General features: G+C 68.4%; 26 protein-coding genes. 17 read left to right on the top strand and 9 right to left on the bottom strand.

The genetic code is table 11. The features are described 5' to 3' along the window. Positions 1-33: 33 nt before the first annotated feature. The 12 genes from BrevBR_RS13950 (at position 34) to BrevBR_RS13895 (ending at position 11052) form a co-directional block, all read left to right on the top strand. Positions 34-822 carry a thiazole synthase gene (locus BrevBR_RS13950; protein ID WP_340001352.1) on the top strand — a complete coding sequence of 263 codons (789 nt, stop codon included), beginning with the start codon at positions 34-36 and terminating at the stop codon, positions 820-822. A gap of 779 nt (positions 823-1601) precedes the next feature. Then, positions 1602-3128 (top strand): serine--tRNA ligase, encoded by a 1527-nt coding sequence (gene serS, locus BrevBR_RS13945; protein WP_340001351.1) that lies wholly within the window; start codon positions 1602-1604, stop codon positions 3126-3128. Between the two features lie 14 nt (positions 3129-3142). Continuing rightward, positions 3143-3526, top strand: a complete 384-nt coding sequence (locus BrevBR_RS13940; RefSeq protein WP_332640547.1) for a hypothetical protein — start codon at positions 3143-3145, stop codon at positions 3524-3526. Positions 3527-3575: 49 nt separating this feature from the next. Continuing rightward, positions 3576-4367, top strand: coding sequence for a 5'/3'-nucleotidase SurE (surE, locus tag BrevBR_RS13935; RefSeq protein WP_340001349.1), 792 nt, complete (start codon positions 3576-3578; stop codon positions 4365-4367). Then, positions 4364-4741: a hypothetical protein gene (locus BrevBR_RS13930; RefSeq protein ID WP_340001348.1), complete on the top strand. Its 378-nt coding sequence runs from the start codon at positions 4364-4366 to the stop codon at positions 4739-4741. The genes surE and BrevBR_RS13930 overlap by 4 nt, the downstream gene beginning before the upstream one ends. Next, on the top strand, positions 4738-5382 hold the full coding sequence (locus BrevBR_RS13925) for a protein-L-isoaspartate(D-aspartate) O-methyltransferase (RefSeq protein WP_332676867.1): 645 nt from the start codon (positions 4738-4740) through the stop codon (positions 5380-5382). The genes BrevBR_RS13930 and BrevBR_RS13925 overlap by 4 nt, the downstream gene beginning before the upstream one ends. 147 nt (positions 5383-5529) lie before the next feature. Next, the gene (locus BrevBR_RS13920) at positions 5530-6630 is read left to right on the top strand and encodes a peptidoglycan DD-metalloendopeptidase family protein (protein ID WP_340001347.1); all 1101 of its coding nucleotides are present in this window, start codon (positions 5530-5532) and stop codon (positions 6628-6630) included. 128 nt (positions 6631-6758) lie between these two features. Next, entirely contained in the window at positions 6759-7064 is a 306-nt protein-coding gene (gene yajC, locus BrevBR_RS13915) for a preprotein translocase subunit YajC (protein ID WP_056621355.1), read from the top strand. 30 nt (positions 7065-7094) lie between these two features. Further along, positions 7095-8693: a protein translocase subunit SecD gene (gene secD, locus BrevBR_RS13910; RefSeq protein WP_332640541.1), complete on the top strand. Its 1599-nt coding sequence runs from the start codon at positions 7095-7097 to the stop codon at positions 8691-8693. Then, positions 8693-9685, top strand: coding sequence for a protein translocase subunit SecF (gene secF, locus BrevBR_RS13905; RefSeq protein WP_332640540.1), 993 nt, complete (start codon positions 8693-8695; stop codon positions 9683-9685). Before secD ends, secF begins: the two co-directional genes overlap by 1 nt. A 121-nt stretch (positions 9686-9806) precedes the next feature. Beyond that, positions 9807-10424 carry a hypothetical protein gene (locus BrevBR_RS13900; RefSeq protein ID WP_340001346.1) on the top strand — a complete coding sequence of 206 codons (618 nt, stop codon included), beginning with the start codon at positions 9807-9809 and terminating at the stop codon, positions 10422-10424. Continuing rightward, positions 10417-11052: a squalene/phytoene synthase family protein gene (locus BrevBR_RS13895; RefSeq protein WP_340001344.1), complete on the top strand. Its 636-nt coding sequence runs from the start codon at positions 10417-10419 to the stop codon at positions 11050-11052. The genes BrevBR_RS13900 and BrevBR_RS13895 overlap by 8 nt, the downstream gene beginning before the upstream one ends. On the opposite strand, the gene BrevBR_RS13890 is transcribed toward BrevBR_RS13895, so the two are convergent. From BrevBR_RS13890 to trmFO, 4 genes are read right to left on the bottom strand one after another with little or no spacing between them, the layout of a single operon-like run. Beyond that, on the bottom strand, positions 11023-11628 hold the full coding sequence (locus tag BrevBR_RS13890; protein WP_332640537.1) for a DUF1353 domain-containing protein: 606 nt from the start codon (positions 11626-11628) through the stop codon (positions 11023-11025). The genes BrevBR_RS13895 and BrevBR_RS13890 overlap by 30 nt on opposite strands. Positions 11629-11662: 34 nt before the next feature. Then, the gene (locus BrevBR_RS13885; protein WP_340001343.1) at positions 11663-12568 is read right to left on the bottom strand and encodes an oxygenase MpaB family protein; all 906 of its coding nucleotides are present in this window, start codon (positions 12566-12568) and stop codon (positions 11663-11665) included. After that, positions 12568-12780, bottom strand: a complete 213-nt coding sequence (locus BrevBR_RS13880; protein WP_340001342.1) for a hypothetical protein — start codon at positions 12778-12780, stop codon at positions 12568-12570. The genes BrevBR_RS13885 and BrevBR_RS13880 overlap by 1 nt, the downstream gene beginning before the upstream one ends. Beyond that, entirely contained in the window at positions 12762-14177 is a 1416-nt protein-coding gene (trmFO, locus tag BrevBR_RS13875; protein WP_340001341.1) for a methylenetetrahydrofolate--tRNA-(uracil(54)-C(5))-methyltransferase (FADH(2)-oxidizing) TrmFO, read from the bottom strand. The genes BrevBR_RS13880 and trmFO overlap by 19 nt, the downstream gene beginning before the upstream one ends. Positions 14178-14239: 62 nt before the next feature. On the opposite strand from trmFO, the gene BrevBR_RS13870 reads away from it, so the two are divergent. Beyond that, entirely contained in the window at positions 14240-15190 is a 951-nt protein-coding gene (locus BrevBR_RS13870) for a hypothetical protein (RefSeq protein ID WP_340001340.1), read from the top strand. 31 nt (positions 15191-15221) lie between these two features. Further along, entirely contained in the window at positions 15222-16145 is a 924-nt protein-coding gene (locus tag BrevBR_RS13865; RefSeq protein ID WP_340001339.1) for a hypothetical protein, read from the top strand. Here BrevBR_RS13865 and uvrA read toward each other — a convergent pair. Both uvrA and BrevBR_RS13855 read right to left on the bottom strand, forming a co-directional pair. Beyond that, positions 16142-19093, bottom strand: a complete 2952-nt coding sequence (uvrA, locus tag BrevBR_RS13860; RefSeq protein WP_340001338.1) for an excinuclease ABC subunit UvrA — start codon at positions 19091-19093, stop codon at positions 16142-16144. The two genes, BrevBR_RS13865 and uvrA, sit on opposite strands and share 4 nt — an antisense overlap. Before the next feature lie 160 nt (positions 19094-19253). Further along, positions 19254-19733, bottom strand: a complete 480-nt coding sequence (locus tag BrevBR_RS13855; protein WP_340001337.1) for a group III truncated hemoglobin — start codon at positions 19731-19733, stop codon at positions 19254-19256. A 190-nt stretch (positions 19734-19923) separates the two neighbouring features. On the opposite strand from BrevBR_RS13855, the gene BrevBR_RS13850 reads away from it, so the two are divergent. Beyond that, positions 19924-20061, top strand: coding sequence for a hypothetical protein (locus BrevBR_RS13850; RefSeq protein ID WP_340001336.1), 138 nt, complete (start codon positions 19924-19926; stop codon positions 20059-20061). A gap of 61 nt (positions 20062-20122) precedes the next feature. Here the strand turns inward: BrevBR_RS13850 and BrevBR_RS13845 are convergent, their stop codons facing one another. Genes BrevBR_RS13845 through BrevBR_RS13835 form a run of 3 tightly spaced genes read right to left on the bottom strand, consistent with a single transcriptional unit; the run spans position 20123 to position 21992 of the window. Further along, positions 20123-20566 (bottom strand): flagellar basal-body protein FlbY, encoded by a 444-nt coding sequence (locus BrevBR_RS13845; RefSeq protein WP_340001335.1) that lies wholly within the window; start codon positions 20564-20566, stop codon positions 20123-20125. Next, positions 20563-20883 carry a rod-binding protein gene (locus BrevBR_RS13840; RefSeq protein ID WP_340001334.1) on the bottom strand — a complete coding sequence of 107 codons (321 nt, stop codon included), beginning with the start codon at positions 20881-20883 and terminating at the stop codon, positions 20563-20565. The genes BrevBR_RS13845 and BrevBR_RS13840 overlap by 4 nt, the downstream gene beginning before the upstream one ends. A gap of 2 nt (positions 20884-20885) precedes the next feature. Next, the gene (locus BrevBR_RS13835) at positions 20886-21992 is read right to left on the bottom strand and encodes a flagellar basal body P-ring protein FlgI (RefSeq protein ID WP_340001333.1); all 1107 of its coding nucleotides are present in this window, start codon (positions 21990-21992) and stop codon (positions 20886-20888) included. Positions 21993-22176: 184 nt separating this feature from the next. On the opposite strand from BrevBR_RS13835, the gene BrevBR_RS13830 reads away from it, so the two are divergent. After that, positions 22177-22602 carry a flagellar assembly protein FliX gene (locus BrevBR_RS13830; RefSeq protein ID WP_340001332.1) on the top strand — a complete coding sequence of 142 codons (426 nt, stop codon included), beginning with the start codon at positions 22177-22179 and terminating at the stop codon, positions 22600-22602. Between the two features lie 185 nt (positions 22603-22787). After that, positions 22788-23219 (top strand): RNA polymerase-binding protein DksA, encoded by a 432-nt coding sequence (gene dksA, locus BrevBR_RS13825; RefSeq protein WP_332640523.1) that lies wholly within the window; start codon positions 22788-22790, stop codon positions 23217-23219. The last annotated feature ends 62 nt before the right edge of the window (positions 23220-23281 follow it).

The following is a 23281-nucleotide window of genomic DNA, read 5'->3' as shown; positions in this document are numbered from 1 at the left end:
GACTCGCGCGGCGGACGGGCTAAACCCCCGCCCATGACCGCAAGCACCGCATCCCCGGACACCTGGACCGTCGCCGGCCGGACCTTCAACAGCCGGCTGATCGTCGGCACCGGCAAGTACAGGACCTATCAGGAGAACGCCGACGCGGCCGTGGCCGCGGGGGCCGAGATCGTGACCGTGGCGGTCCGGCGGGTGAACCTCAGCGATCCGTCGCAGCCGATGCTGGTCGACTATGTGAAGCCGGACCGGTTCACCTTCCTGCCCAACACCGCGGGCTGTTTCACCGGCGAGGACGCGGTGCGGACGCTGCGGCTGGCGCGGGAGGCCGGCGGCTGGGACCTGGTCAAGCTGGAGGTGCTGTCGGACACGGCGCACCTGTATCCTGACATGATCGAGACTCTGCGGGCGCTGGACCTGCTGATCAGGGACGGCTTCCAGGTCATGGTCTACTGCACCGACGACGTGGTGATGGCGAAGCGGCTGGAGGAGGCGGGGGCCGCGGCCATCATGCCGGCGGCGGCGCCGATCGGCTCGGGACTGGGCATCCAGAACCGCGTCAACATCCGGCTGATCGTCGAGCAGGCGAAGGTGCCCGTTCTGGTCGACGCGGGCGTGGGCACGCCGTCGGACGCGGTGCTGGCCATGGAGCTGGGCTGCGACGCGGTGCTGATGAACACGGCCATCGCCGGGGCGAGCGATCCGATCCTGATGGCCTCGGCGATGAAGCATGCGGTGATCGCGGGAAGGCAGGGGTATCTGGCGGGGCGGATGCCGCGGCGGATGTATGCGAGCGCCAGTTCGCCGCTGAGCGGGCTGATCTAGTTTTCAAAGACCGGACGAGCGCCATCGCTTTCCGGCGGGGACGCCGGAAAGTGCGGGAGGCGTGCGGAGCGCCGGGCCTGCGCCCGGAGTTCGTTTTGGGTTACCGTTTCGACGCAGACAGACGCTCCGCGCGGAGATTTGGGCGGAAGCTTGCGTCCGGTGGCGGTCTTATCGCCTTACCGCAGCGCCTCCGGCGGGCGGGCCGTGCTTGCGACACGGGCCCCGGACCGGACGAGTATCCCCCTCGTCCCTGACACCTGACCGGCGACTGTGCGACCGATCCGGCCCCGGGCGTGCGCCTGCCTTTCGATGGCAGGCCGGAACCGGGCCCCGCTTCTCCACATCCCGCCGCCAAAGAACGCAAGGCCTCTGCGCCTCCCCCGCGACGGGACGGGGGAGTGTCGCACGGGGCGGAACCAGGGCTGCGAAATGACACTGCTTTTGTGTGACTGCGTGGCAAATCAACAGGTTGTGTGCACGAAGTCGTCTGGCTGGACGTTTTTCGCTCGCACTCTTTCGTCGTCATCCCGGCGAAGGCCGGGACCCAGCGGCGCCGAAGGCGATGTCCGAGGCTGCCGCGCTCCCGACAGCTTCGCGCTGTCGCGCGCCGCTGGGTCCCGGGGTCGCTGCGCGCCCCCGGGATGACGACAGGATGAGGGGCGGTTTTCCCCATCGGCCCGCTGACAGGGAGGAGACGGGGCGGTCGTCTCGCATTCAAGCCCTCTCCCATTGGCGGAGGGAGTCGGTTAGAGCATCGCTTCCTCCCCAAGAGACCGACCATGCACGACATCCGCGCCATCCGTGAGAACCCCGCCGCCTTCGTGACCGGCTGGTCGTCGCGCGGCGTCGATGACGCGGAGGCGCTGGTCGAGCGGATTCTGGCGCTGGATACGGCCCTGCGCACGGCGCAGACAGCGGAGCAGACTGCGCTGGCGAGGCGCAACGAGAGCTCGAAGCTGATCGGCGCCGCCATGGCGAAGAAGGACATGGCCGAGGCCGGGCGGCTGAAGGCCGAGGTCGAGAGCCTGAAAGGCGAGATCGCGGCGGCGGGCGAGGAGGCGACGCGGGTTGCGAAGGAGCTGCGCGACCTGCTGGCGGCGCAGAAGAACCTGGCGGCCGACGACGTGCCGGACGGCGAGGACGAGGCCGGAAACGTGCTGGTCGGCCAGCCGTGGGGCAAACCGCGCCCATCTGAATCGGAGGGGGGCGGGCCGGCGAAGGATCACGCCGATCTGGGCGAGGCCATGGGTCTGCTGGACTTTGAGGCGGCGGCGAGGATGTCGGGCTCGCGGTTCGCGGTGCTGAAGGGCGGGCTGGCGCGGCTCGAACGGGCCATCGGCCAGTTCATGCTGGACGTGCAGACGAACGAGCACGGCTATCTGGAGGTCAGTCCGCCGTATCTGGTGCGCGACGAGGCGATGTTCGGGACCGGGCAACTGCCGAAATTCAAGGAAGATCTGTTCAGCACCCAGAACTACGACTGGGAGGGGCTGAGCAGGGAAGCCGACAGATTGTCGGAATCCGCCCGCAATGACGCGATCGTCAACCTGTGGCGCGTGGCGGCCGATGTGGAAAGCCTTCCCGCCGATCAGCGAAAGCAGGCCTTCGAGGGCGCTCGGGAGCACCTTTCCAGGGAGCTGCGCGAGGCAACCCGTCAGAACATGGCCGCGCTGGCGGAAACGGGCATGTTTGCGGAAAGCCGCTACCTCATCCCCACCGCAGAAGTCTCCCTGACCAATCTCGTCCGCGAGCAGATCCTGCCCGAGAGCGAGCTGGCCGAGCCCATGCGGCTGACCGCCCTGACGCCCTGTTTCCGGGCCGAGGCGGGGTCGGCGGGGCGGGATACGCGCGGGCTGATCCGGCAGCACCAGTTTCACAAGGTCGAGATGGTCTCCATCACGCGTCCTGAAGACTCGGAAGAAGAGCACGAGCGGATGGTGCGCTGCGCCGAGGCGGTGCTGGAGAAGCTGGAGCTGCCGTACCGCCGCATGCTGCTGTGCAAGGGCGACATGGGCTTTTCGGCGCGGAAGACCTTCGATCTGGAGGTCTGGCTGCCGTCGCAGGGGACGTATCGGGAAATCTCGAGCTGCTCGAACTGCGGCGACTTCCAGGCCCGGCGGATGGATGCGCGGTTCAAGCGCGACGGCGAGAAGAAGACCGAGTTCGTTCACACCCTGAACGGTTCGGGGCTGGCGGTCGGGCGGACGCTGGTGGCTGTCATGGAAAATTATCAGGACGGCGATGGACGGATCGCGGTGCCGGCGGCTCTGCTGCCCTATATGGGCGGGGTGACGCACGTCGGATGATCGGAGTTGAGATGATGCGAACGATCCTTGCCCTGGGCGCCGCCCTGACCCTGACCGCCTGCGCGACCGGGCCCTCGTCGAACACCTACAGCTACGCTGCGGGCGACACATCGTTCACCGGCTGGGTTCGGTTCTCGAATGGCGAGTTCCAGCTGTACGGGGACGAGGATCAGGTGTTGCAGCCGTTCTCGCGGCCCTGCGTCTCGGGCGCGGCGTCGCGGGACGAGATGCAACAGGCGATGGGCGATCTGCGCGGGCAGAAGGTCCGGATCACGGGCCGCACGGCGGCCTGGAGCGAGGCGATGAACGGGCGGATCGAGCATGAACGGTCCGACATCCGCAACGATTGCGGCGGCGCGTTCGTGATCCTGGCCGACGATATCCGGCCCGCCAACTGACCCAAGACGGTTGCGCGACGGCCCGACGCACTGCAAGAGCGCGGGCGGCATGCGCATTCTTCTGACCAATGACGATGGCGTCGAGGCCGAGGGCCTCGAGTGTCTTGAGCGCATCGCGCGCACCCTGTCCGACGACATCTGGGTCTGTGCGCCCGCGGTCGAACAGTCGGGCAAGGGGCGGGGGATCACCCTGACCGAGCCGCTGCGGGTCAACCGCATGGGCGACAAGCGGTTCGCGGTGACGGGGACGCCGACCGACTGCGTGGTTCTGGCCGTCAACGACCTGATGCCCCAACGCCCCGATCTGGTGCTGTCGGGCGTGAACCGGGGCCATAACGTCGGAGAGGACTGTTCGTATTCCGGCACGGTGGCGGGGGCCTTGCAGGGGATGGCGTTCGGCATCCGCTCCATCGCCCTGAGCCAGTCGCTGGAGCGGTTCCACGACGAGGTCACCGCCCACTGGGAGACGGCCGAGGCCTATGCGCCGGCCATCATCAGCCGCCTGCTGGCCCAGCCCTGGCAGGACGGGGTGGTGATGAACCTGAACTTCCCCGCCCGCGCGCCGGAGGAGGTGAAGGAGGTCGAGGTGACGCGCCAGGGCTTCCGCGACATCGGCGAGATGCATGCGGTCAAGCGCACCGACCTGAGGGGCCGGGACTATTACTGGATGAGTTTCCGCGGCTCGAAACAGGACCATGCCGCGGGCACGGATCTGCGGGCCATGGACGAGGGGAAGATCTCGGTCACGCCCCTGCACATCGACCTGACGCATGCGCCGAGCATCCATGACCTGAGGGGAGTGCTGGGCGGCGCCCCGCCGAAAACGGTGGCGGCCCCGTGAAGGTGGTCCTGGTCGCAATGGCGCTGGCCCTCGTCCTGTCCGGGTGCGTCGGAGCGCCCGAACCGGGCTGGCCGGATCGTCCCTGGATCGATTCCGGCTGTGCAGCGCCCGGCCGCTGCCGGGTGCGGGGACGGCTGGAGCTGCCGGACCTGGAGGGGTCGACGCGGGGCGTGCTGCGGCTGGACGACGGGACCTGTCTGGCTGTCGATCTCACCGGGGGGGTCGTCAGGACGGGGCGTGGCTGGGACGGGCGGAGAGTGGCCGTTCGCGGGATGGCCGTGCCGGCGGCGGATCTCCGCGCGCCCGCCCCGGCCTCATGCCCATCGGAACTGGTGCTATATGTGGAACGGTTGTCGCTGAAGGCGAACCGATGAAGCTGAACGACGACAGGGCCGGGCGGCTGATCCTGGGGCTGCGCCAGCAGGGGGTCACGGACCCGCGCGTGCTGGCGGCCATGGAGTCGATCGACCGTGCGGTTTTCGTGCACGAGAAATTCCTCGATCAGGCGTGGGAGGACCAGGCCCTGCCGATCGACTGCGCCCAGACGATCAGCCAGCCCTATATCGTCGGCCTGATGACCCAGGCGCTGGACGTCCAGCCGCGCCACCGGGTGCTGGAGATCGGCACGGGCAGCGGCTACCAGGCCGCCGTGCTGAGCCGGCTGGCGCGGTACGTCTATTCCATCGAGCGGTACCGCAGCCTGCTGACCGAGGCCGAGAGCCGGCTGAAGGAATTGAAGATCGACAATGTCATCACCCGGCATGGCGACGGCAATCTGGGCTGGCCCGAACAGGCGCCGTTCGACCGGATCATGGTCACGGCCGCGGCCCCGGGCGAGCCGACCGAACTGCTGCACCAGCTGAAGCCGGGCGGGATCCTGGTCTGTCCGGTGGGGCGCAGTTCGGTGCAGATGCTGCACCGCTATGTCGGCCAGCCCGACGGCTCGTTCCGCCGCGAAAGCCTCAGCGAGGTGCGGTTCGTGCCGCTGGTCGAGGGCACGGCCAAGGAGGGTTAGGGGCCTCTGGTGCGCTAACGCTCGCGACGCGGTCGCTTGCTGCTTGAGCGCGTTAACCTTCGCGCCCAACTTTCGCGCCGTTTGACGGGTTGGCTTGGCGCGACGGGCGAGGCACACCGAACAGGACGACCGAGGGGCGGAGACGGCATGAACATTCGATTCGGGATCAGGGTCCTGGCGGTGCTGGGCGCGATGACGACGCTGGCCGCCTGCGCCAGCTATCCGACCGAGCCGCGCTATTCGATTCATGCCGACGGCTCGACATCCGCTTCCCCGGCTCCGGCCCGCGCCTCGACGATTCCGCCGCTGTCGACCGCTCCGGCGCCGAGCGGGGAGGGCGTGCGCGGCGCGACCAATCCCGCAGACGAAGTTCCGCCCCCGCGCACCGCGCCGGTCGAGACCATCGAGGGCGGGGCCCTGTCCACACCGGTGAACACGGCGCCGCGCGTCTATTCCGAAGGCACCACCCCGGCTGCAGGGCCGGCCTCGGAAGGCTTCAGCGCCCCTCCGCCGCCGGCTTCGGGCGCGACCGCCGTCGAGGCGGGGGCCGTTTATGAAATCCAGCCCGGCGACACGATCTCGGGCATCGGGCGACGCTTCCAGACGCCGGTGCAGAATCTGATCGACCTGAACGCCCTGGGACCGCGCGCGGCCATTGCGCCCGGCCAGCGGCTGATCCTGCCGGCCACGGCCGTCGACATCGGCGGCGATCCCTATGCGACCGGGCCTTCGCCGAGCGGCGTCTATGTGCCCGAGGCGGGAACGCCGCCCCCGCCGCCGCCTCCGCCGCCTTCGGGCAACGCCGCCCTGCCGCCCCCGCCGGCGGCCGGGCCCGCGGCCCCGACCACGGCGAATGCGGCCGTCAGTCTGGACTGGCCGGTGCGCGGCGACATCCTGCGGCGCTTCGGGCCCGTCGGCGTTGGCGAGCGCAACAACGGCATCAACATCGGCGCGGCCGCGGGGACCGAGGTGCGCGCCGCCGCCGCCGGCCGGGTCGGCTATGTCGGCGACGACCTGGCGGGGCAGGGGCTGACCGTGCTGATCGTGCACCGCGACGGCTGGCGCACGGTCTATGGACACCTCGGTTCGGCCGTGGTGCGCGACGGCGACGACATCCGCGCCGGACAGCAGATCGGCACCGTCGGGACGAGCGCCGGAGACGGCCGGCCCTCGGTGCATTTCGAGACCTGGCGCATGCGCGGGGACCAGCCGAGCGCCGTCGATCCGCTGACCGTGTTGCCGCGATAACGCAAAGCGACGCGGCGGACACACGTCGCGTTGCAAAGTATGACGGCGCGCCCTAGTTTCCGCGCCTCATTTTCAAGGGCCGCGCTGCGCGGTCCCAGACGTTCGCGGAGACCATCGTGCAGGAACTTATGGCGGGGCCGTTCGGCACCCTGATCTTCTTCGTCCCCGTGATCATCCTGTTCTACTTCATGCTGATCCGTCCGCAGCAGAAGCAGATGAAGGCTCATCAGGCGCTGGTCGCCGGCCTGAAGCGCGGCGACACCGTCGTCCTGTCCAACGGCATGATCGGCAAGGTCACCCGCGTCGAGAACGACCAGGCCATGGTCGAGATCGCCCAGGGCGTGAACGTGGCCGTGGTCAAGCAGATGATCACCCAGGTGCGCGACCGCACGGCGATCGCCGCCAACGACACCAAGACCATCGCCAAGTCCTGACGCCGTTCTGACAAGGTCGGGGACGCCCCTATGATCCATCTGTCGCGCTGGAAGGTCATCCTTCTTGTCCTGTCGCTGCTGTTCGGGCTGCTGTTCAGCTATCCGAACCTGCTGAGCCCCGCCCAGCGCGAGGCCCTGCCGGGCTGGCTGCCGAAGAGCGGGCTGAATCTGGGGCTGGACCTTCAGGGCGGATCGTATCTGCTGCTGGAAGTCGACGTTCCGGCCATGCGCGAAAAGCGCCTGACCAACCTGGGCGAGGACGCCCGCACGGTTCTGGCCGAGGCCAGGGTGGCCGTGAACAGCATTGCGCGCGAAGACGCCGGCGTGGTCGTCACCCTGACCGACCCGCTGCAGATGGATCTGGCCCTGCAGTCGATGCGGGCCCTGATCAGCCCCGGCTCCAGCGGCGTGGCCGACCGGTCGGTGCAGCGCCTGGGTAACGACCGTATCCGCTACGCCTTCACCGAGGCGGCCCTCAACTCCATGGGCTCGGACGCCGTGACCCAGTCGATTGAGGTGGTTCGCCGCCGGATCGACAGCCTGGGCACGCGCGAACCCTCGATCACCCGCCAGGGCGCCGACCGCATCGTGGTCCAGGCGCCGGGCGAGAGCGATCCGGCCCAGCTGGAACGCGTCATCGGCCAGACAGCCCTGCTGACCTTCCAGATGGTCGACGTCGAGAATTCGGTCGAGGAAGCCCTGGCCGGCGCCGTGCCGCCGGACTCGGAACTGATCCCCGGAGCGCCGGAGACCGGCCAGGCCTTCTTCCTGGTCAAGCGCCGGGTGCTGGTGTCGGGCGAGAACCTGACCAAGGCCGAGGTGACCGCGGACCAGAACAACCAGACCGCCATCGGCTTCCGCTTCGACGGCGCCGGCGCCCGCCGCTTCGGCGAGGCCACGGCCGCCAATATCGGCAAGCCGTTCGCCATCATCCTGGACGGCAAGGTGATCTCGGCCCCGAACATCCGCAGCGCCATCACCGGCGGCTCGGGCATCATCGAGGGCAGCTACACGATCCAGCAGGCCTCCGAGATGGTGAACCTGCTGAACGGCGGCGCCCTGCCGGCCCCGCTGAAGGTCGAGGAACGCCGGACGGTCAGCGCCGAACTGGGCGAGGACGCCGTTTCGGCCGGCGGCCTGTCCACGGCGATCGGCTTCGGCATCATCGTGGTGTTCATGATCCTGGCCTATGGCCTCCTGTTCGGCGGCATCTCGGTGATCGGCCTGGTGCTGAACGGCCTGCTGATCATCGCGGCCATGAGCTTCACCCAGGCGACCCTGACCCTGCCGGGCATCGCCGGTCTGATCCTGACCTTCGCGGTCGCCGTGGACGCCAATGTGCTGATCTATGAGCGGATGCGCGACGAGGCGCGGGCCGGACGCAGCGTGATCGCCTCGATGGACGCGGGCTTCAACAAGGCCATGGGCACCATCATCGACGCCAACGTCACCACCCTGGTGGCGGCGGCGATCATGTTCATCTTCGGCGCCGGCCCCGTGCGGGGCTTCGCCTGGACGCTGTCGATCGGGGTGTTCACCTCGGTGCTGTCGTCGGTGCTGGTGGCCCAGGTGCTGCTGGCCTACTGGCTGAAGGTGGCCAAACCCAAAAAACTGCCGATCGCGGAGTGATGGCGATGCGTGGATGGCCCCTGATCCGACTGTTGCCGCAGAAGACGAATTTCCGATTCGTCAGCTACGCCCGTTACGCGGCCGCGCTGTCGGTCGTGCTGTGCGTGGCGTCGATCATCGCCTGCTTCTATCCCGGCCTGAACATGGGCATCGACTTCCGGGGCGGCGCCTCGATGGAAGTGTCCAAGCCCGCCGGGCAGGTCATCGAGCTTGAGCGCGTGCGCAGCGCCGCCAACGGGCTGGATCTGGGCGATGTCCAGGTCCAGGGCATCGCCCGGCGCGACACCAATATCGAGGACGGCTCGACGGCCATCCTGCGCTTCCAGGTGCCGGAAGGGCGCGACCAGACCGCCGTGGTCAATCAGGTCGAGAGCGCCATCACCGGCGCTGTCGGCGAGGTCGCCTATTCGGGCGTCAGCGTCGTCGGCTCCAAGGTCTCGGGCGAACTGTTCCGGTCGGGCCTGATGGCGCTGGGCGTCGCGATCCTGCTGATGTTCGCCTACATCTGGTTCCGGTTCGAACCGCAGTTCGGCTTCGGCGCCATCGCCGGCCTGCTGCACGACGTGATCCTGACCTTCGGTCTGATCGTGCTGTTCAAGCTGGAGTTCAGCCTGACCATGGTCGCCGCCATCCTGACGGTTATCGGCTATTCGATGAACGACACCGTGGTGGTGTTCGACCGCCTTCGCGAGAACCTGCGCAAATACAAGACCATGCCGCTGCGCGAGGTCATCGACCTGTCGCTGAACGAAACCCTGTCGCGAACGGTCATCACCGGGATCACCGCGGTAATGGTTCTGGCGGCCCTGGCGGTCTTCGGCGGCGAGGCCCTGTTCGGCTTCTCCATCGCCCTGATGTTCGGGATCATCGTCGGCACCTATTCGTCGATCTATGTCGGCGCGCCGATCATCCTGCTGTGGGGCGTCAAGCGCGGCAGCCGCGACAAGGACGATCTGAAGCCGGTCAAGCTGGGGATGGCCTCGCGGCCCTAGGGACCAAAGCCCCCACAGTCTTTCGGTTTTTACCGGGGGCCGGCGGGGCTATGGTGCCGTTTCAACGAATCGCGCGGCCTGACGCCGCCGCGATGCCGAAGCGCCTTGGGAGGGGCTGACCATGGGCAAGCTGCTGTCGAATTTCCGCACGACCATTCTGCTGAGCCTCGTGCTTGCGGGCGTGATGATCCTCGCCTTCGGGCAGGTGTCCGGCGGCTTCGGGGAAGCCTTCTGGCAGGCGGCGTTCCGCTGGCTGCACGTCGCGGCCGGCATCCTGTGGATCGGGCTGCTGTACTATTTCAACTTCGTCCAGATCCGGGTGATGCCCAGCATCCCCGCCGAACTGAAGCCGGCTATCGGGAAGCATATCGCGCCCGAGGCCCTGTTCTGGTTCCGCTGGTCCGCGCTGGTGACGGTGCTGGCCGGTCTGGCCGTCATGTTCATGCGCGGCCACGCCTATGCGGCCGAGGTGTTGAGCTTCGGTCTGGCGCAGGGGCTGACCGAGGACCAGAAGGGCTTCACCCTGATGGGGATCGGCGTCTGGTTGGCGATCATCATGTTCCTCAACGTCTGGGGAATCATCTGGCCGAACCAGAAGCGCGCCCTGGGCATGGTCCCGGCCGAGGACGACGTGAAGGCGAAATCCGCCCGGATCGCCATGCTGGGCAGCCGGACCAATCTGCTGCTGTCGCTGCCGATGCTGACGTCGATGGCGATGTACCAGACCCTGTTTGGCTGATCCGGCCAACAGTCTCGACGAACAGGTCCGCGCCGCCGATCCCGACCGGTGGCTGTCCAGCCGGTTCGTGGCCGATGAACGGCTGCGCGCGGACCTGATCGCCCTCTACGCCTTCGAGGCGGAGCTGCTGGCCGTTCCGACGCGCGTGACCCAGCCGCTGCTGGCCGAGATGCGCTACGTCTGGTGGCGCGAGCAGATGGACGGGGTGTTCGCGGGCTTGCCGCGCAAGGGCCATCCGGTGCTTGAGGCGCTGACCGACATCGTCGCCCGTCACGGGCTGGACCGCACGCGGTTCGACGCCCTGATCGAAGCCCATATCGGCCGGGTCCATGGCGAGCCGCATGATCTGGAGGCCTTTTACGTCGGGCCCATGCAGGTGGCGGCCCGGCTTCTGGGCGCCGACAATCCGGACGACGCCGTGCTGGCGGCGAGGGTCTGGGGCCTGATGCAGACGGGGCGGTTCGATGAGGCGCGCGCGGCCCTGCCGGAGGCGGCGCGGGCGGCGCGGTCGCTTCCCGTCGGGGCGTTTCCGGCGGTTCTGCCGGCGACCCTGGCGCGCAGTCCGCAGGCCGGGCCGACCGGAAAGCGGCTGCGGCTGCTATGGGCCGCAGTTCGCGGCCGACTCTGATTTCACCCATTCGATGACCGCAGGGTCGCCCTCGCCGAAGAAGGCCGCGCGCGGAGCCGGCGGGGGCAGATGCCGACCGGTGCGCCAGTCCATAAACTGGGTCGGCCAGGTCGCCTCGGCGCGGTCGTAGCCGCCGGCGCCGAAGGCGGTCACCGCCCCGTGCATGATATTGCGCCGGGCCATGTCGACGCCCAGTTCGTCGAGCGCCTCGCGAAAGATGTCGTCGGCCTCGCCGCGCTTGCCGGGCTCGCCGACGGAATAGAGCCAGTCGTGAACGACAGCGGCGATGGCGTGCCGCCCGAACGGCGGGATCAGCCAGCGGCCGACCCGGGGGATGGAGGCGAAGTCGGTGACATAGGAGGCCGGCACCCAGATGGTCCGGCCGCTCGGGGCGTGCTCATAGGCGAACGGCTGCATGACCACGACCGTGGTGCGGCCGTCGCGTTCCCGATCCTTGTCGTGGTTGATGGCGCAGACAAGGGGCCGGTCGACCCGGACGACCGCCTGCAGGTCTGTGGGCGCCGGAGCGGCCTCCGGTGCGGGCGATGACGACAGCGGGACGGCGCTGAAGAACATGGCTCCAGGATACACCAGATAACCGTCCGTGGCCTCAGTCGCGCGGCCAGACCGTGACATCCGCCGCCCAGACCTCATGGTTCGGCGAGCCCTGATAGGCCCAGCCGAGGGTCCGGGCCAGGGCATGGGCCCGGGCGCGTACAAGCGGCGCGGGCGGCGTCTTCAGACCGTGCATGGCGCGGGCCCAGTCCGGAAGCAGATCGACGCCCGCCTGCATGACCACGCCCGAGGCCGCGTCGGTCAGGGCCGCGCCGACGGACTGGTTCAACACCAGCTGGGCGACCTCGCGGGTGCGGCTGTCGGCGCGAAGGGCGGGGCGCATCGACCGGATCAGAGCCTCGGCCGAGGCGCGATCGCGCGGGACGGGGGCGGCGCCCAGCCGGTCGGCGACGACGGCCATCTCCGCGAAATAGCGGTCCTGATCGGCGACGGGCATCTGGGGCTCGGCGTAGCGTATCCAGGCGTTCAGGAAGCTGATCGCCTCCGTGACATGCACCCAGGCCAGCAGGGCGGGGTCGCTGGCGCAATAGGAGGTTCCGTCGGGCAGGACGCCGCCGATCCGGTCGTGGATGCCGCGGGCCCGGTCGATCGCGGCGAGGCCGTGTTCGGCGTGGTCGTAGGTGGTGACGGCGATGAATTTGGCCGTGCGTCTCAACCGGCCGTGCATGTCGCTGCGGAAATCCGAATGGTCCCAGACCCCCGCCAGCACAGCCGGATGCAGCATCTGCAGCAGCAAGCCCGAAACGCCCCCGATCATCATGGTGACGATATCGCCGTTGACGCGCCAGGCGACGGAATCCGGGGCGAACAGGGCGTCGGCGCGGCGCAGGATGGGGCGCTCGCCCTTTGAGGCGTCGTTGAACAGGTCGGTGATCCGGCGGCGGATGGCGGCCCTTGCGGATTCGAACAGGCGAGGGCTGGTTCCGCCGTTCCGCCCCATCAGTTCAGGGGCCGCTCAAGGATTTCGATGCGGCGGTCCAGATCGGCGACGACGGCCTCCAGACGGTCCTTCTCGGAGACCATATCGATCGGCGCGCCGTCCTCGTATGACAGCTGGGCGCCGCGCGCGATCAGGTCGAGCCGGTACAGGGCGGTGACGCGTCGGGCCTTCAGGCGGTCGAGGTCGCTCTCGGTCACTGGGCGTCCCGCCATGCCTTGAGCGCTTCCAGCGCCCGGATGCTCATCAGCCGCTTCTTCGCCCGGCCGCGTTCCTTCATCGGAATCTTCACCCCGACCTCGTCGACCTTCGGCGCTTCCAGTGGAGGCAGCAGGCCGTAGTTGATGTTCATCGGCTGGAATTTGGAGATGCCGCCGGGGCCTTCAAGGTGGCCGCCGGTAATGTGTTCGACCAGGGCGCCCATGGCGGTGTGGACCGGCGGGGCTTCCAGCGGGCGGCCCCGACCTGACTGGGCCAGCCGTTCGGCGGCGGCGAGGCGACCGGTCAGCAGCCCCATGGCGGCGCTCTCGACATAGCCCTCGACCCCGGTGACCTGGCCCGCGAAACGCAGGCGCGGCATGGCCTTGAGGCGCAGCTGGCGGTCCAGCAGCTTGGGGCTGTTCAGGAAGGTGTTGCGATGCAGGCCGCCGAGACGGGCGAACTGGGCGTCCTGCAGGCCCGGGATCATGCGGAACACCTCCGCCTGGGCCCCGTGCTTCAGCTTGGTCTGGAAGCCGACCATGTTGAACAGGGTGCCCAGCGCATTGTCCTGACGCAGCTGGACGATGGCGTATGACTTGACCTGCGGGTCGCGCGGATTGGTCAGGCCGACGGGCTTCATCGGGCCGTGGCGCAGGGTTTCGCGGCCACGCTCGGCCATAACCTCGATCGGCAGGCAGCCGTCGAAATAGGGGACGTTCTCCCAATCCTTGAACTCGGCCTTGGGCCCGTCCAGCAGGGCGTCGATGAAGGCCTCGTACTGTTCCTTGTTCATGGGACAGTTGACGTAGGCGGCGGCGTCGCCGCCCGGGCCTTCCTTGTCGTAGCGCGACTGGCGCCAGGCGATGTCGAAGTCGATCGAGTCGGCATGGACGATGGGGGCGATGGCGTCGAAGAAGCTCAGGCTTTCCTCGCCGGTCGTCTCGAGGATGGCGGCGGCCAGGGCCGGGGAGGTGAGCGGGCCGGTGGCGACGATGACATTGTCCCAGTCTTCCGGCGGCAGGCCGGCGATCTCCTCGCGGACGATGGTGATCAGGGGGTGGGCTTCGAGCTTCGCCGTCACCGCCTGCGAGAAGCCGTCGCGGTCGACGGCCAGGGCGCCGCCCGCGGGAACCTGATGGGCGTCGCCGCAGGCCATGATGACGGAATCCAGCGCCCGCATCTCGGCGTGCAGCAGGCCCACGGCATTGAACTCCCAGTCGTCCGAGCGGAAGGAGTTGGAGCAGACCAGCTCGGCCAGGCCGTCGGTGTGGTGGGCGTCGGTCTTGACCCCGGGCACGCCGCGCATCTCGTGCAGGACCACGGGGACGCCGGCATTGGCGATCTGCCAGGCGGCTTCCGAGCCGGCGAGGCCGCCGCCGACGACGTGGATGGGCTTGAGGATTTCCGTCATGCGCGGCTTCTAGCGGGGGCGGCCGTCGTGGGCTAGGCTGCGTGCCGGGACAGGGGGATGAAATGGCGCGATTTTCAATCGGGACAGCGATCAGCGATGCGTTCGGCGTGATGCGCCGGCGGCCGTTGTCGGTGTTCGTCTGGGGCCTGATCCTGGTCGCGCCGTCGGCGGCGACCTTCGGGCTTGTCTGGCCGATGATGGGCGACGTGTTCGCCGCCATGGCGCTCGAGACCGGCGACGGGGACGTTCGTGACACCGCCTTCGGGCAGATGATGCAGTTCCAGGCCCTGTCCGGGCTGTTGAACATCGTCCAGATGCTGCTGATGGTGGTCGTCTATACGGCGATCATGCGGGCCGTCCTGCGGCCGCAGGAAGACAGCTATTTCTCGTTGCGTCTCGGCATGGACGAACTGAGGGTCGCGGTCGTGGGCCTGGCGCTGATCGTCGGCCTGTACGCCGCCATGATCGTGATGATGCTCATCGGGGGCGCGATCGGCTTCGCCGTCTGGGGCGCGGGCTCGCCAATGAACTGGCTGGTCATAATGGGTTTGATCGTCGCCTTTGTCGTGGCGATCTTCGTCGCCATGGCGCGGGTCAGCCTGATCATGCCCGCCAGCGTGCTGTACCGCACCTTCGCCTTCGCCGAGGGCTGGCGGCTGGGGCGCGGCCAGACTGGCCGTCTGTTCGGCATGATGCTGCTGCTCATCCTGCTGCTTGTCGTGATCGAGGTTGTGGTGGTCGGCATCGGTCTGGCCATCGCGGTCGCGGTCGGGATTTCGGGCGGCGTCGACTGGGCCGCCCTTCAGTCGGACCGTACGGGGGCCAACCCGTTCGAGGGTCTGGACGTCATGCTCGCGGCCAACTGGCCCTGGTTTGCGGTCGGCGCCGTCGTCGTGGCCATGGTCTACGGTCTGCTGATGACGCTGCATATCGCGCCCTACGCCTCAGCCTGCCAGCAACTGGCGGAGAGCGGAACGCCGTCGAACGTGGACGAGCCCGCGTCCGTCGCCTAAGCCAGGATCAGGTCAGAGACAGGAGAGCATCATGGCGTTTTCGGCCACCGACGCGGCGTTCGAGGGCTTTCGCCTCGTCCGGCGCAATCCGCTGGCGCTCGTCGCCTGGACGTTGCTCTACGCCGTTCTGACGCTGACCGCCCTGTTCTCCCTGTCGACGATGGTGGGCTCGCTGGAGGCGTGGAGCGTCCAGGCCGAGGCGATGGAGTCCGTGGACCAGCCGAGCCTCGATCAGGTCATGGCCCTGATGAGCGGGTTCGGCGCGATCATGGCCCAGGTCGCCTGGCTGCTGCCGGTCAGTCTGGTCGTCGGCGCCATGCTGGGCGCGGCCGTGGCCCGCGGGGTCCTGAACCCGTCCCGCGACCGTTTCGGCTATCTGCGCCTCGGCATGGACGAGGTGCGGGTGCTGGTGGTGACCTTCGTGCTGGGTGTGATCATGACCTTTGTCGCCGTGGTCGCCTTCGTGGCGCTGGGCGTGCTGATCGGCGGCGCCAAGGCCGCGGGCGGAGGCGGCGCCGCCGCGATCGCGGGTGTTGTCGGCGTCCTCGCCCTGATCTGCCTCTTCATCTGGCTGGGCGTCCGGCTCAGCCTCGCGGTGCCGATCACCGTGGCCGAGAAGCGCTTCGCCTTCTTCGACTCCTTCAACCTGACCAAGGGGCGTTTCTGGCCCCTGCTGGGCATGGCGGTTCTGGCCTTCGTGATGGTCATGGTGGTCCAGCTGCTGTCGTCCATCGTCACCATGCCGATCGCATTCGCCTCCGGCATGGAAAGCTGGTCGTTCGGAAGCGGTCAGGACGCGGAAGACGTCCGGGCGGCCCTGGACGTGACCAACCCGTGGGTGATCGCCCACGCCGTGGCCGAGGCGATCGTGTCCGCCCTGACGGTCGGAATCCTGTACGCGCCGTTCGCCGCCGCCTATCGCGACATCACCAGCGCCGCCGCGCCGGCCGACTAGGCCCGCTTCCTCGCCCGCGCCGGCTTGTCGTCGGCGGGAGCCGCGGCGCGACCGGACAGGGCCGCGACGCGCGCCTTGCGGCGTGTCTCGTGGCGGTCGAGGACCTCCTTGAGGTATTTGCCGGTCCAGCTCTTCGGATTGGCGGCGACCTGTTCGGGGGTGCCGACCGCGACGATCTCGCCGCCGCCGTCGCCGCCCTCGGGGCCGAAGTCGAGCAGCCAGTCGGCCACCTTGATGACGTCGAGATTGTGCTCGATCACCACGATGGTGTTGCCGTTCTCGACCAGCTCCTGAAGCACCTCGAGCAGCTTCCTCGTATCCTCGAAATGCAGGCCCGTGGTGGGCTCGTCGAGGATGTAGAGGGTCTTGCCCGTGGCGCGCTTCGACAGCTCCTTCGACAGCTTGACCCGCTGGGCCTCCCCTCCGGACAGGGTGGTCGCGGACTGGCCGACCTTGACGTAGCCGAGGCCGACCCGGTTGAGGGTCAGCATCTTGTCGCGGATCGAGGGCACGGCCTTGAAGAAGGACGCGGCTTCCTCAACCGTCATGTCCAGAACGTCGGATATGCTCTTGCCCTTGAAGACGATTTCCAGCGTCTCGCGATTGTAGCGCTTGCCCTTGCAGACGTCGCAGGTGACGTAGACGTCGGGCAGGAAATGCATCTCGATCTTGATCAGGCCATCGCCCTGGCAGGCCTCGCAGCGGCCGCCCTTGACGTTGAAGCTGAACCGGCCGGGGCCGTAGCCGCGGGCCTTGGACTCGGGCAGGCCGGCGTACCAGTCGCGGATCGGGCCGAAGGCGCCGGTGTAGGTGGCGGGGTTCGAGCGCGGCGTCCGGCCGATGGGCGACTGGTCGATGTCGATGACCTTGTCGAACATCTCCAGCCCCTCGATGCGGTCGAAGGGGGCGGGGGCGTCCGAGGCGTTGTGCAGCCGGCGGGCGGCGGCCTTGTAGAGGGTCTCGATGGTGAAGGTCGACTTGCCGCCGCCTGACACGCCGGTGACGCAGGTGAACAGGCCGGCGGGGATCTCGCCGGTGACGGTCTTCAGATTGTTGCCGGTGGCGCCGCTGATCCGGAGCATCTTCTTGCGGTCGACCGGACGGCGGCCCTCGGGCGGCAGTTCGATCTCGCGCTCGCCGGTCAGATATTTGGCGGTCAGGGAGTTGGGATTGGCCATGACCTCGGCCGGCGTGCCCTGGGCGCAGACCTCGCCGCCGTGGATCCCGGCGGCCGGGCCCATGTCGATGACATAGTCGGCGGTCAGGATCGCTTCCTCGTCATGCTCGACGACGAGGACGGAGTTGCCGAGGTCGCGCAGGCCGCGCAGGCTTTCCAGCAGGCGGGAGTTGTCGCGCTGGTGCAGGCCGATGGACGGCTCGTCCAGCACATAGAGCACGCCGGTCAGGCCCGAGCCGATCTGGGAGGCGAGACGGATGCGCTGGCTCTCGCCCCCGGACAGGGTGCCCGAGGCGCGCGACAGGCTGAGGTAGTCGAGGCCGACGTTGTTGAGGAAGCGCAGCCGGTCGGTAATCTCCTTCAGGACACGGCGGCCGATCTCCATCTGCTTGTCGGTGAGCTTGTCGTTCAGGGCCGTGAACCATTCGTGGGCGTGTTTGATCGACAGCCAGGACACCTCGGCGATGTCCGTGCCGGCGACCTTGACCGCCAGGGCCTCGGGCTTGAGGCGTTTGCCGTGGCAGACCTCGCACGGGGTCTCGGACTGGAAGCGGCCCAGCTCCTCGCGCACCCAGGAGGAATCGGTCTCGCGCCAGCGGCGTTCGAGGTTGGGCAGCACCCCTTCGAAGGCCTTGGAGACCTCATATTTGCGGGCGTTGTCGTCATAGGTAAATTTGATCTTGTCACCGCCCGAGCCGCGCAGGATCACGTCCTGCGCCTTCTCGGGCAGGTCACGCCACGGCACATCCATCGAGAAGCCGTAGTGGCGGCTCAGCGACTGCAGCGTCTGGGTGTAGAGGGGCGAGGGGCCGCGCGACCACGGCGCGACGGCGCCCTTGTGCAGGGTCTTGTCGCGATCGGGGATGACCAGATCGGCGTCGAAGGCCAGTTTGACGCCCAGGCCGTCGCAGACCGGGCAGGCGCCGAACGGATTGTTGAACGAGAACAGCCGCGGCTCGATCTCGCTGATGGTGAAGCCGGAGACCGGGCAGGCGAATTTCTCGGAGAAGGTCAGCCGGCGCGGCTCCTTCTCGCCCTCGGCGACATTGGCCCATTCCGCCACGGCGATGCCGTCCGCCAGACCCAGGGCGGTCTGCAGGCTGTCGGCATAGCGGCCCTCAAGCCCTTCCTTGGTGACGATCCGGTCCACGACGATGTCGATGTCGTGCTTGAACTTCTTGTCGAGCGTCGGCGCGTCCTCGATGGCGTAGTACTCGCCGTCGATCTTGACGCGCTGGAAGCCGGCGCGCTGCCACTCGGCCATCTCCTTGCGGTATTCGCCCTTGCGGCCGCGGACGACCGGCGCCAGCAGCATCAGCCGCTCCCCGTCGGGCAGGGCGGTCAGCTTGTCGACCATCATGGAGATGGTCTGGCTTTCGATCGGAAGGCCGGTGGCGGGCGAATAGGGCACCCCGACGCGGGCCCAGAGCAGGCGCATATAGTCGTGGATCTCGGTCACCGTGCCGACGGTCGAGCGCGGATTCTTCGAGGTCGTCTTCTGCTCGATCGAGATGGCCGGCGACAGGCCCTCGATCAGGTCGACGTCCGGCTTGCCCATCAGTTCGAGGAACTGGCGGGCGTAGGCGCTCAGGCTCTCGACATAGCGGCGCTGGCCCTCGGCGTAGATGGTGTCGAAGGCGAGCGAGCTTTTGCCCGAGCCCGACAGGCCGGTCATGACCACCAGCTGCTCGCGCGGGATGTCGAGGTCGACGCCCTTGAGATTGTGCTCGCGCGCGCCGCGCACGCGGATGAAGTTGTGCTTTTCGGTCATGAGGCCTGAAGGCTTGGGAATTCGGGAACGCGGCGGGGCCGCGGAAGGTCCGGCGCGACGTCGCTATATGGGGACCAATTCGCGAAATTCAGCAAGAACAATGTGGGAACATCGAGGAGCGCGCGCCAGCCTGCTGACACAACCTGTCAGCAGGCTGGCGTCAGGCTGGCGGCGCCCAGGGCTCCGGCGGCCGAAGATACCTCTCGCCCTTGCCCAGCATCACACCATGGGCGCCGGCGATGCCCAGTTCCAGACTTTCGGCGATGCGGCGGGCGCGCTCGATGAAATGGGCGGCCGCCGCGGGCGGGCAGATGTCCGCCGCCGTGGCCTCGAACAGCTCCAGCCAGCGGTCGAAATGGCGGGCGTCGACGGGCAGAGGCAGGTGTTTGGGCATGGGGCGACCGTGATAGGCGCCGCTCATCAGGGCCACGGATGACCAGAACAGCTTCATCTGTTCCAGATGCGGGCCCCAGTCCGCAATCCGCTGGTCGAACACCGGCCCGATCAGCGGATCAAGGCGCACCCGTTCGTAGAAGGCGTCGACCAGCCGGGAAATCATCGCCGCGTCAATGCCGGTCTCGGCTTCGATGCGCCGGACGATGGCCTGGCGGCGGGTTTCGGGATCATCAGACAAGGTCACGACGTCTACCTAGGCGGTCGCCGGCCGCTCCGCCATTGCGGCCAATCGCCGTCCGGGACCACGGCATGATCCGCCATCCGGCCACGGGCACGGGCCCCCGTCGGCCCGTCAACGCCGAAATGGCTTGCACGCAGGCGACTTCGACCTCATCTTCCGTGCTTCGAGTGAGTTCACTGGAGGCCCGACGAACATGATCAGCACGCTGGAAATCGGTATCGCCCTTTCCGCTCCCCTGCTGCTCGTGCTCGCCCATGCCCTCGCCCCCAGGCCCAAACCCGTCCGCATCCGCACTCGTGACGCTCGATCGCGTCGCGGCCCGCACGCCTGACGGTTTCACCCTCTTACAATTCGGGCCTGACGTTCGGCCGACGTCGGACGGACGATCGTCCTCAGGCCATGCGATTGAAGGCCACGGCGCGGCCGTCGCCGGCGTTGGCGTGACCCGAGGCGCCGTAGGCGGAGGGGGATCCGCGCTGGCTGGCGACTTCGGCGACGATGGTCCTGACCAGTCCTTCGGAGACGATGCGGGCGGCCTCGACGGCGCGGGCGTGGCGCGACAGCACGGCCTCGAACGCCTCGGTCGCCTTGACCAGCGCCATCCTGTCGGCGGCCGGGGCGGCGGACAACACGGCCGGATCGGCCTTCACCTGGGCGGACTCGCGGCGATAGACATTGGCCAGTTGCTGGGTCTCGGCCAGGGTCGCGGCGGCGTCGTGCGGCCGGCGGGATTCAAAGGCCTTCGACTCCTCGACCAGACGGGCGGTCAGGCGGGCGGTCAGGTCGGTCAGCTGACGGACGCGGGCGCGGGCGTTGACGATGGCGGACTCGGTCATGCGGCGGGTTCCTGGGCTTCCTGCATCTTCAGCATCTGCGCGACGACCTGATCGGCCAGGCCGACGCCGCCGGCCTTGACGGTCTGTCTGGCCATGGCGTCGACGAGGAAGCCGCGCCACGTCCCCTCGGCCTCGCCCCCGCCGAACATGCCGTCGGTCGAGAGGCCCTCGAACATGGGTTTCATCATCTGCGACAGGAATGACGCCTCGAAGGCCTCCGCGGTCGCGCGCATCTTGTCGGTGACAACGCGGGCGCCGGCCCCGACGACCGGCTGAAGCAGGCCGGCGGCTCCGGCGGCGATGGACAGTTCGTTCATGCTCACATCACCTCGATGTCGGCCTGCAAGGCGCCGGCGGCCTTGATGGCCTGCAGGATGCTGATCATGTCGCGCGGGCTGACGCCGAGGGCGTTCAGGCCGTTGACGAGGGTGGACAGGGAGGTCCCGCCGCCGACGATGCGCATCTCGCGGCCCAGTTCCTCCTCGACCGCGACGGTGGACTGGGGGACGACGACGGTCTGGCCGCCGCGGCTGAAGGGCTCGGGCTGGCTGACCTGCGGGCTCTCCTGCACCGAGATGGTCAGATTTCCCTGGGCGATGGCAACGGTGGAGACGCGGACGGCCTCGCCCATGACGATGACGCCATTGACCTCGTCGATGATGACCTTGGCGGGGGCGTCGACCTGGACCGGCATGTTCTCGACCATGCTAATGAAGCCGGCCATGCCCATCTGGCCGGGCGCGCGCAGGGCGATGACGGTGCCGTTCTCGGCCAGGGCCGTGCCGGGATAGGTCTGGTTGATGGCGGCGGCGACGCGCTGGGCCGTGGTGAAGTCGGGATTGCGCAGCGTCAGCCGCACCTCGTTCATATTGGCCAGCTGGAAGCCGGTCTCGCGCTCGACCGTCGCTCCCGAGGCGATGCGGCCCGCGGTGGGCACGCCGCGGGTGACCGAGGAGCCCGAGGCCCCGCCGCCCGAGACGGCGCCGGTCTGGATCGAGCCCTGGGCCACCGCATAGACCTGACCGTCCGCGCCCTGCAGGCTGGTGACCAGAAGCGTGCCGCCCAGCAGGCTCTTGGCGTCGCACATGCTGGCGACATTGACGTCGACCCGGGCGCCGGGCGTGGCGAAGGGCGGCAGTTCGGCCGTCACCATGATGGCGGCCATGTTCTTGGAGTTGGCGTTGGAGCCGCGGATGTTGACGCCCAGCCGCTCGGTCATGCCTTCCAGCGACTGGCGGGTGAAGGGGCAGTTGCGCAGGCTGTCGCCGGTGCCGTTCAGCCCGACCACCAGGCCGTAGCCGACCAGCTGGTTGGTGCGGACGCCCTCGATGGCCGCGATGTCCTTGATCCGCGACTGGGCGAACGCCGGCGCGGCGAATCCGGCCAGCGCGGCGGCTGTCAGGACGGAGGCGAGCAGTTTCTGCATAGGCGGGGCATCCAAAGAACTGTTGCGGTTCACCTCATGCGAGCGGCGTGCCAACCGAAAACCGCAATGAAAACAGTCAGGGGCGATCTGCGAACGCGACCGCGAGCGGCAGAATCTGCCGGGGCGTTAACCAAACGGTGACGCGGCGCCGACGATGGTCCGGCATGTGCTGGAGTCGCATCGCATGAAGGTCACAGGCCCGACCGGACCGTCGTCCCCGCAAGGCAGCCGTCCCACCCGCGCCAGCGGCGGCTTCTCGGTGCCTTCCACAGCGGCCGGGTCCGCCGCCCCGCCCACGGCGGCTGCGGCAGGCGTGTCAGGGGTGGGCGGCGTCTCGGCGCTGATGGCGCTCCAGGGGGTCGAGGACGTGACCGAGCGCCGCCGCCGGGCCATCCGGCGGGGCGGCGGCCTGCTGGACCGGCTGGAAGAGCTGAAACTGGCCCTCTTGCAGGGCGAAGCGGGCGAGGGGGCGCTGGATCGCCTGTCGCGGACCTTGCGCGAAGAGCGGCCGGTCGACGCTGATCCAGGCCTGAACGGCCTCCTGGACCAGATCGATCTGCGCGCCGCGGTCGAGCTGGCGAAGGCCGAGCTACGCCGCACTGCAGCATAAGTCGCCGTAAACGCTCGCAAAAGCGTGGTCACCGAGCGCCGGGTGATGAAGAAATGTCACGCTCGCGTCAGGACCGTAAGCTGTACGGGTCACGCTCTTGCGAGCGTTGTTGCCGCGACTCTCCGGCATCCCTATAGGCAGGGCTGCGCCATAGGGGGGCGCTGGTTGAGAGCGTGAGTGCGACTATGACCGCATTGGCCTCCGTGCCTGTCGTGCCGGCCGCGTACAGGCCGACTGACGACGAGCCGTTCATGAACGAGCGGCAGCTGGCCTATTTCAAGGCCAAGCTGATGGACTGGAAGGACGACATCCTTCGTGAGTCCAAGGGGACTGTCGTCAACCTGAAGGCGGAAACGGAAAATCATCCGGATCTGGTCGACCGGGCGTCGTCGGAATCCGACCGGGCGCTGGAACTTCGCACCCGCGATCGCCAGCGCAAGCTGATCTCCAAGATCGACGAGGCGCTGCGCCGCATCGAGGATGGTTCCTACGGCTATTGCGAGGAGACCGGCGAGCCGATCAGCCTCGGCCGTCTGGAAGCCCGCCCCACGGCGACGCTGTCCGTCGAGGCCCAGGAGCGTCACGAGCGCCGCGAACGCGTCCACCGCGACGACTGATCGCCCGCGAGCCTTGACTTGAGGGGCCGCGGGGGCGACCTGTGCGCCCCGCGTTTCCAAGG

The sequence above is a fragment of the Brevundimonas sp. BR2-1 genome, assembly GCF_037626195.1.
Classification (GTDB): domain Bacteria; phylum Pseudomonadota; class Alphaproteobacteria; order Caulobacterales; family Caulobacteraceae; genus Brevundimonas.
This window is presented reverse-complemented; position numbering and strand designations above follow the sequence as displayed.

Excerpts from the sequence above, each read along its gene's own strand:
- BrevBR_RS13950 (WP_340001352.1), top strand. The coding sequence starts at position 34 with ATGACCGCAAGCACCGCATCCCCGGACACCTGGACCGTCGCCGGCCGG.
- serS (WP_340001351.1), top strand. The coding sequence starts at position 1,602 with ATGCACGACATCCGCGCCATCCGTGAGAACCCCGCCGCCTTCGTGACC.
- BrevBR_RS13940 (WP_332640547.1), top strand. The coding sequence starts at position 3,143 with ATGCGAACGATCCTTGCCCTGGGCGCCGCCCTGACCCTGACCGCCTGC.
- surE (WP_340001349.1), top strand. The coding sequence starts at position 3,576 with ATGCGCATTCTTCTGACCAATGACGATGGCGTCGAGGCCGAGGGCCTC.
- BrevBR_RS13925 (WP_332676867.1), top strand. The coding sequence starts at position 4,738 with ATGAAGCTGAACGACGACAGGGCCGGGCGGCTGATCCTGGGGCTGCGC.
- BrevBR_RS13920 (WP_340001347.1), top strand. The coding sequence starts at position 5,530 with ATGAACATTCGATTCGGGATCAGGGTCCTGGCGGTGCTGGGCGCGATG.
- yajC (WP_056621355.1), top strand. The coding sequence starts at position 6,759 with ATGGCGGGGCCGTTCGGCACCCTGATCTTCTTCGTCCCCGTGATCATC.
- secD (WP_332640541.1), top strand. The coding sequence starts at position 7,095 with ATGATCCATCTGTCGCGCTGGAAGGTCATCCTTCTTGTCCTGTCGCTG.
- secF (WP_332640540.1), top strand. The coding sequence starts at position 8,693 with ATGGCGATGCGTGGATGGCCCCTGATCCGACTGTTGCCGCAGAAGACG.
- BrevBR_RS13900 (WP_340001346.1), top strand. The coding sequence starts at position 9,807 with ATGGGCAAGCTGCTGTCGAATTTCCGCACGACCATTCTGCTGAGCCTC.
- BrevBR_RS13890 (WP_332640537.1), bottom strand. The coding sequence starts at position 11,628 with ATGTTCTTCAGCGCCGTCCCGCTGTCGTCATCGCCCGCACCGGAGGCC.
- BrevBR_RS13885 (WP_340001343.1), bottom strand. The coding sequence starts at position 12,568 with ATGGGGCGGAACGGCGGAACCAGCCCTCGCCTGTTCGAATCCGCAAGG.
- BrevBR_RS13880 (WP_340001342.1), bottom strand. The coding sequence starts at position 12,780 with ATGGCGGGACGCCCAGTGACCGAGAGCGACCTCGACCGCCTGAAGGCC.
- trmFO (WP_340001341.1), bottom strand. The coding sequence starts at position 14,177 with ATGACGGAAATCCTCAAGCCCATCCACGTCGTCGGCGGCGGCCTCGCC.
- BrevBR_RS13870 (WP_340001340.1), top strand. The coding sequence starts at position 14,240 with ATGGCGCGATTTTCAATCGGGACAGCGATCAGCGATGCGTTCGGCGTG.
- BrevBR_RS13865 (WP_340001339.1), top strand. The coding sequence starts at position 15,222 with ATGGCGTTTTCGGCCACCGACGCGGCGTTCGAGGGCTTTCGCCTCGTC.
- uvrA (WP_340001338.1), bottom strand. The coding sequence starts at position 19,093 with ATGACCGAAAAGCACAACTTCATCCGCGTGCGCGGCGCGCGCGAGCAC.
- BrevBR_RS13850 (WP_340001336.1), top strand. The coding sequence starts at position 19,924 with ATGATCAGCACGCTGGAAATCGGTATCGCCCTTTCCGCTCCCCTGCTG.
- BrevBR_RS13845 (WP_340001335.1), bottom strand. The coding sequence starts at position 20,566 with ATGACCGAGTCCGCCATCGTCAACGCCCGCGCCCGCGTCCGTCAGCTG.
- BrevBR_RS13840 (WP_340001334.1), bottom strand. The coding sequence starts at position 20,883 with ATGAACGAACTGTCCATCGCCGCCGGAGCCGCCGGCCTGCTTCAGCCG.
- BrevBR_RS13835 (WP_340001333.1), bottom strand. The coding sequence starts at position 21,992 with ATGCAGAAACTGCTCGCCTCCGTCCTGACAGCCGCCGCGCTGGCCGGA.
- BrevBR_RS13830 (WP_340001332.1), top strand. The coding sequence starts at position 22,177 with ATGAAGGTCACAGGCCCGACCGGACCGTCGTCCCCGCAAGGCAGCCGT.
- dksA (WP_332640523.1), top strand. The coding sequence starts at position 22,788 with ATGACCGCATTGGCCTCCGTGCCTGTCGTGCCGGCCGCGTACAGGCCG.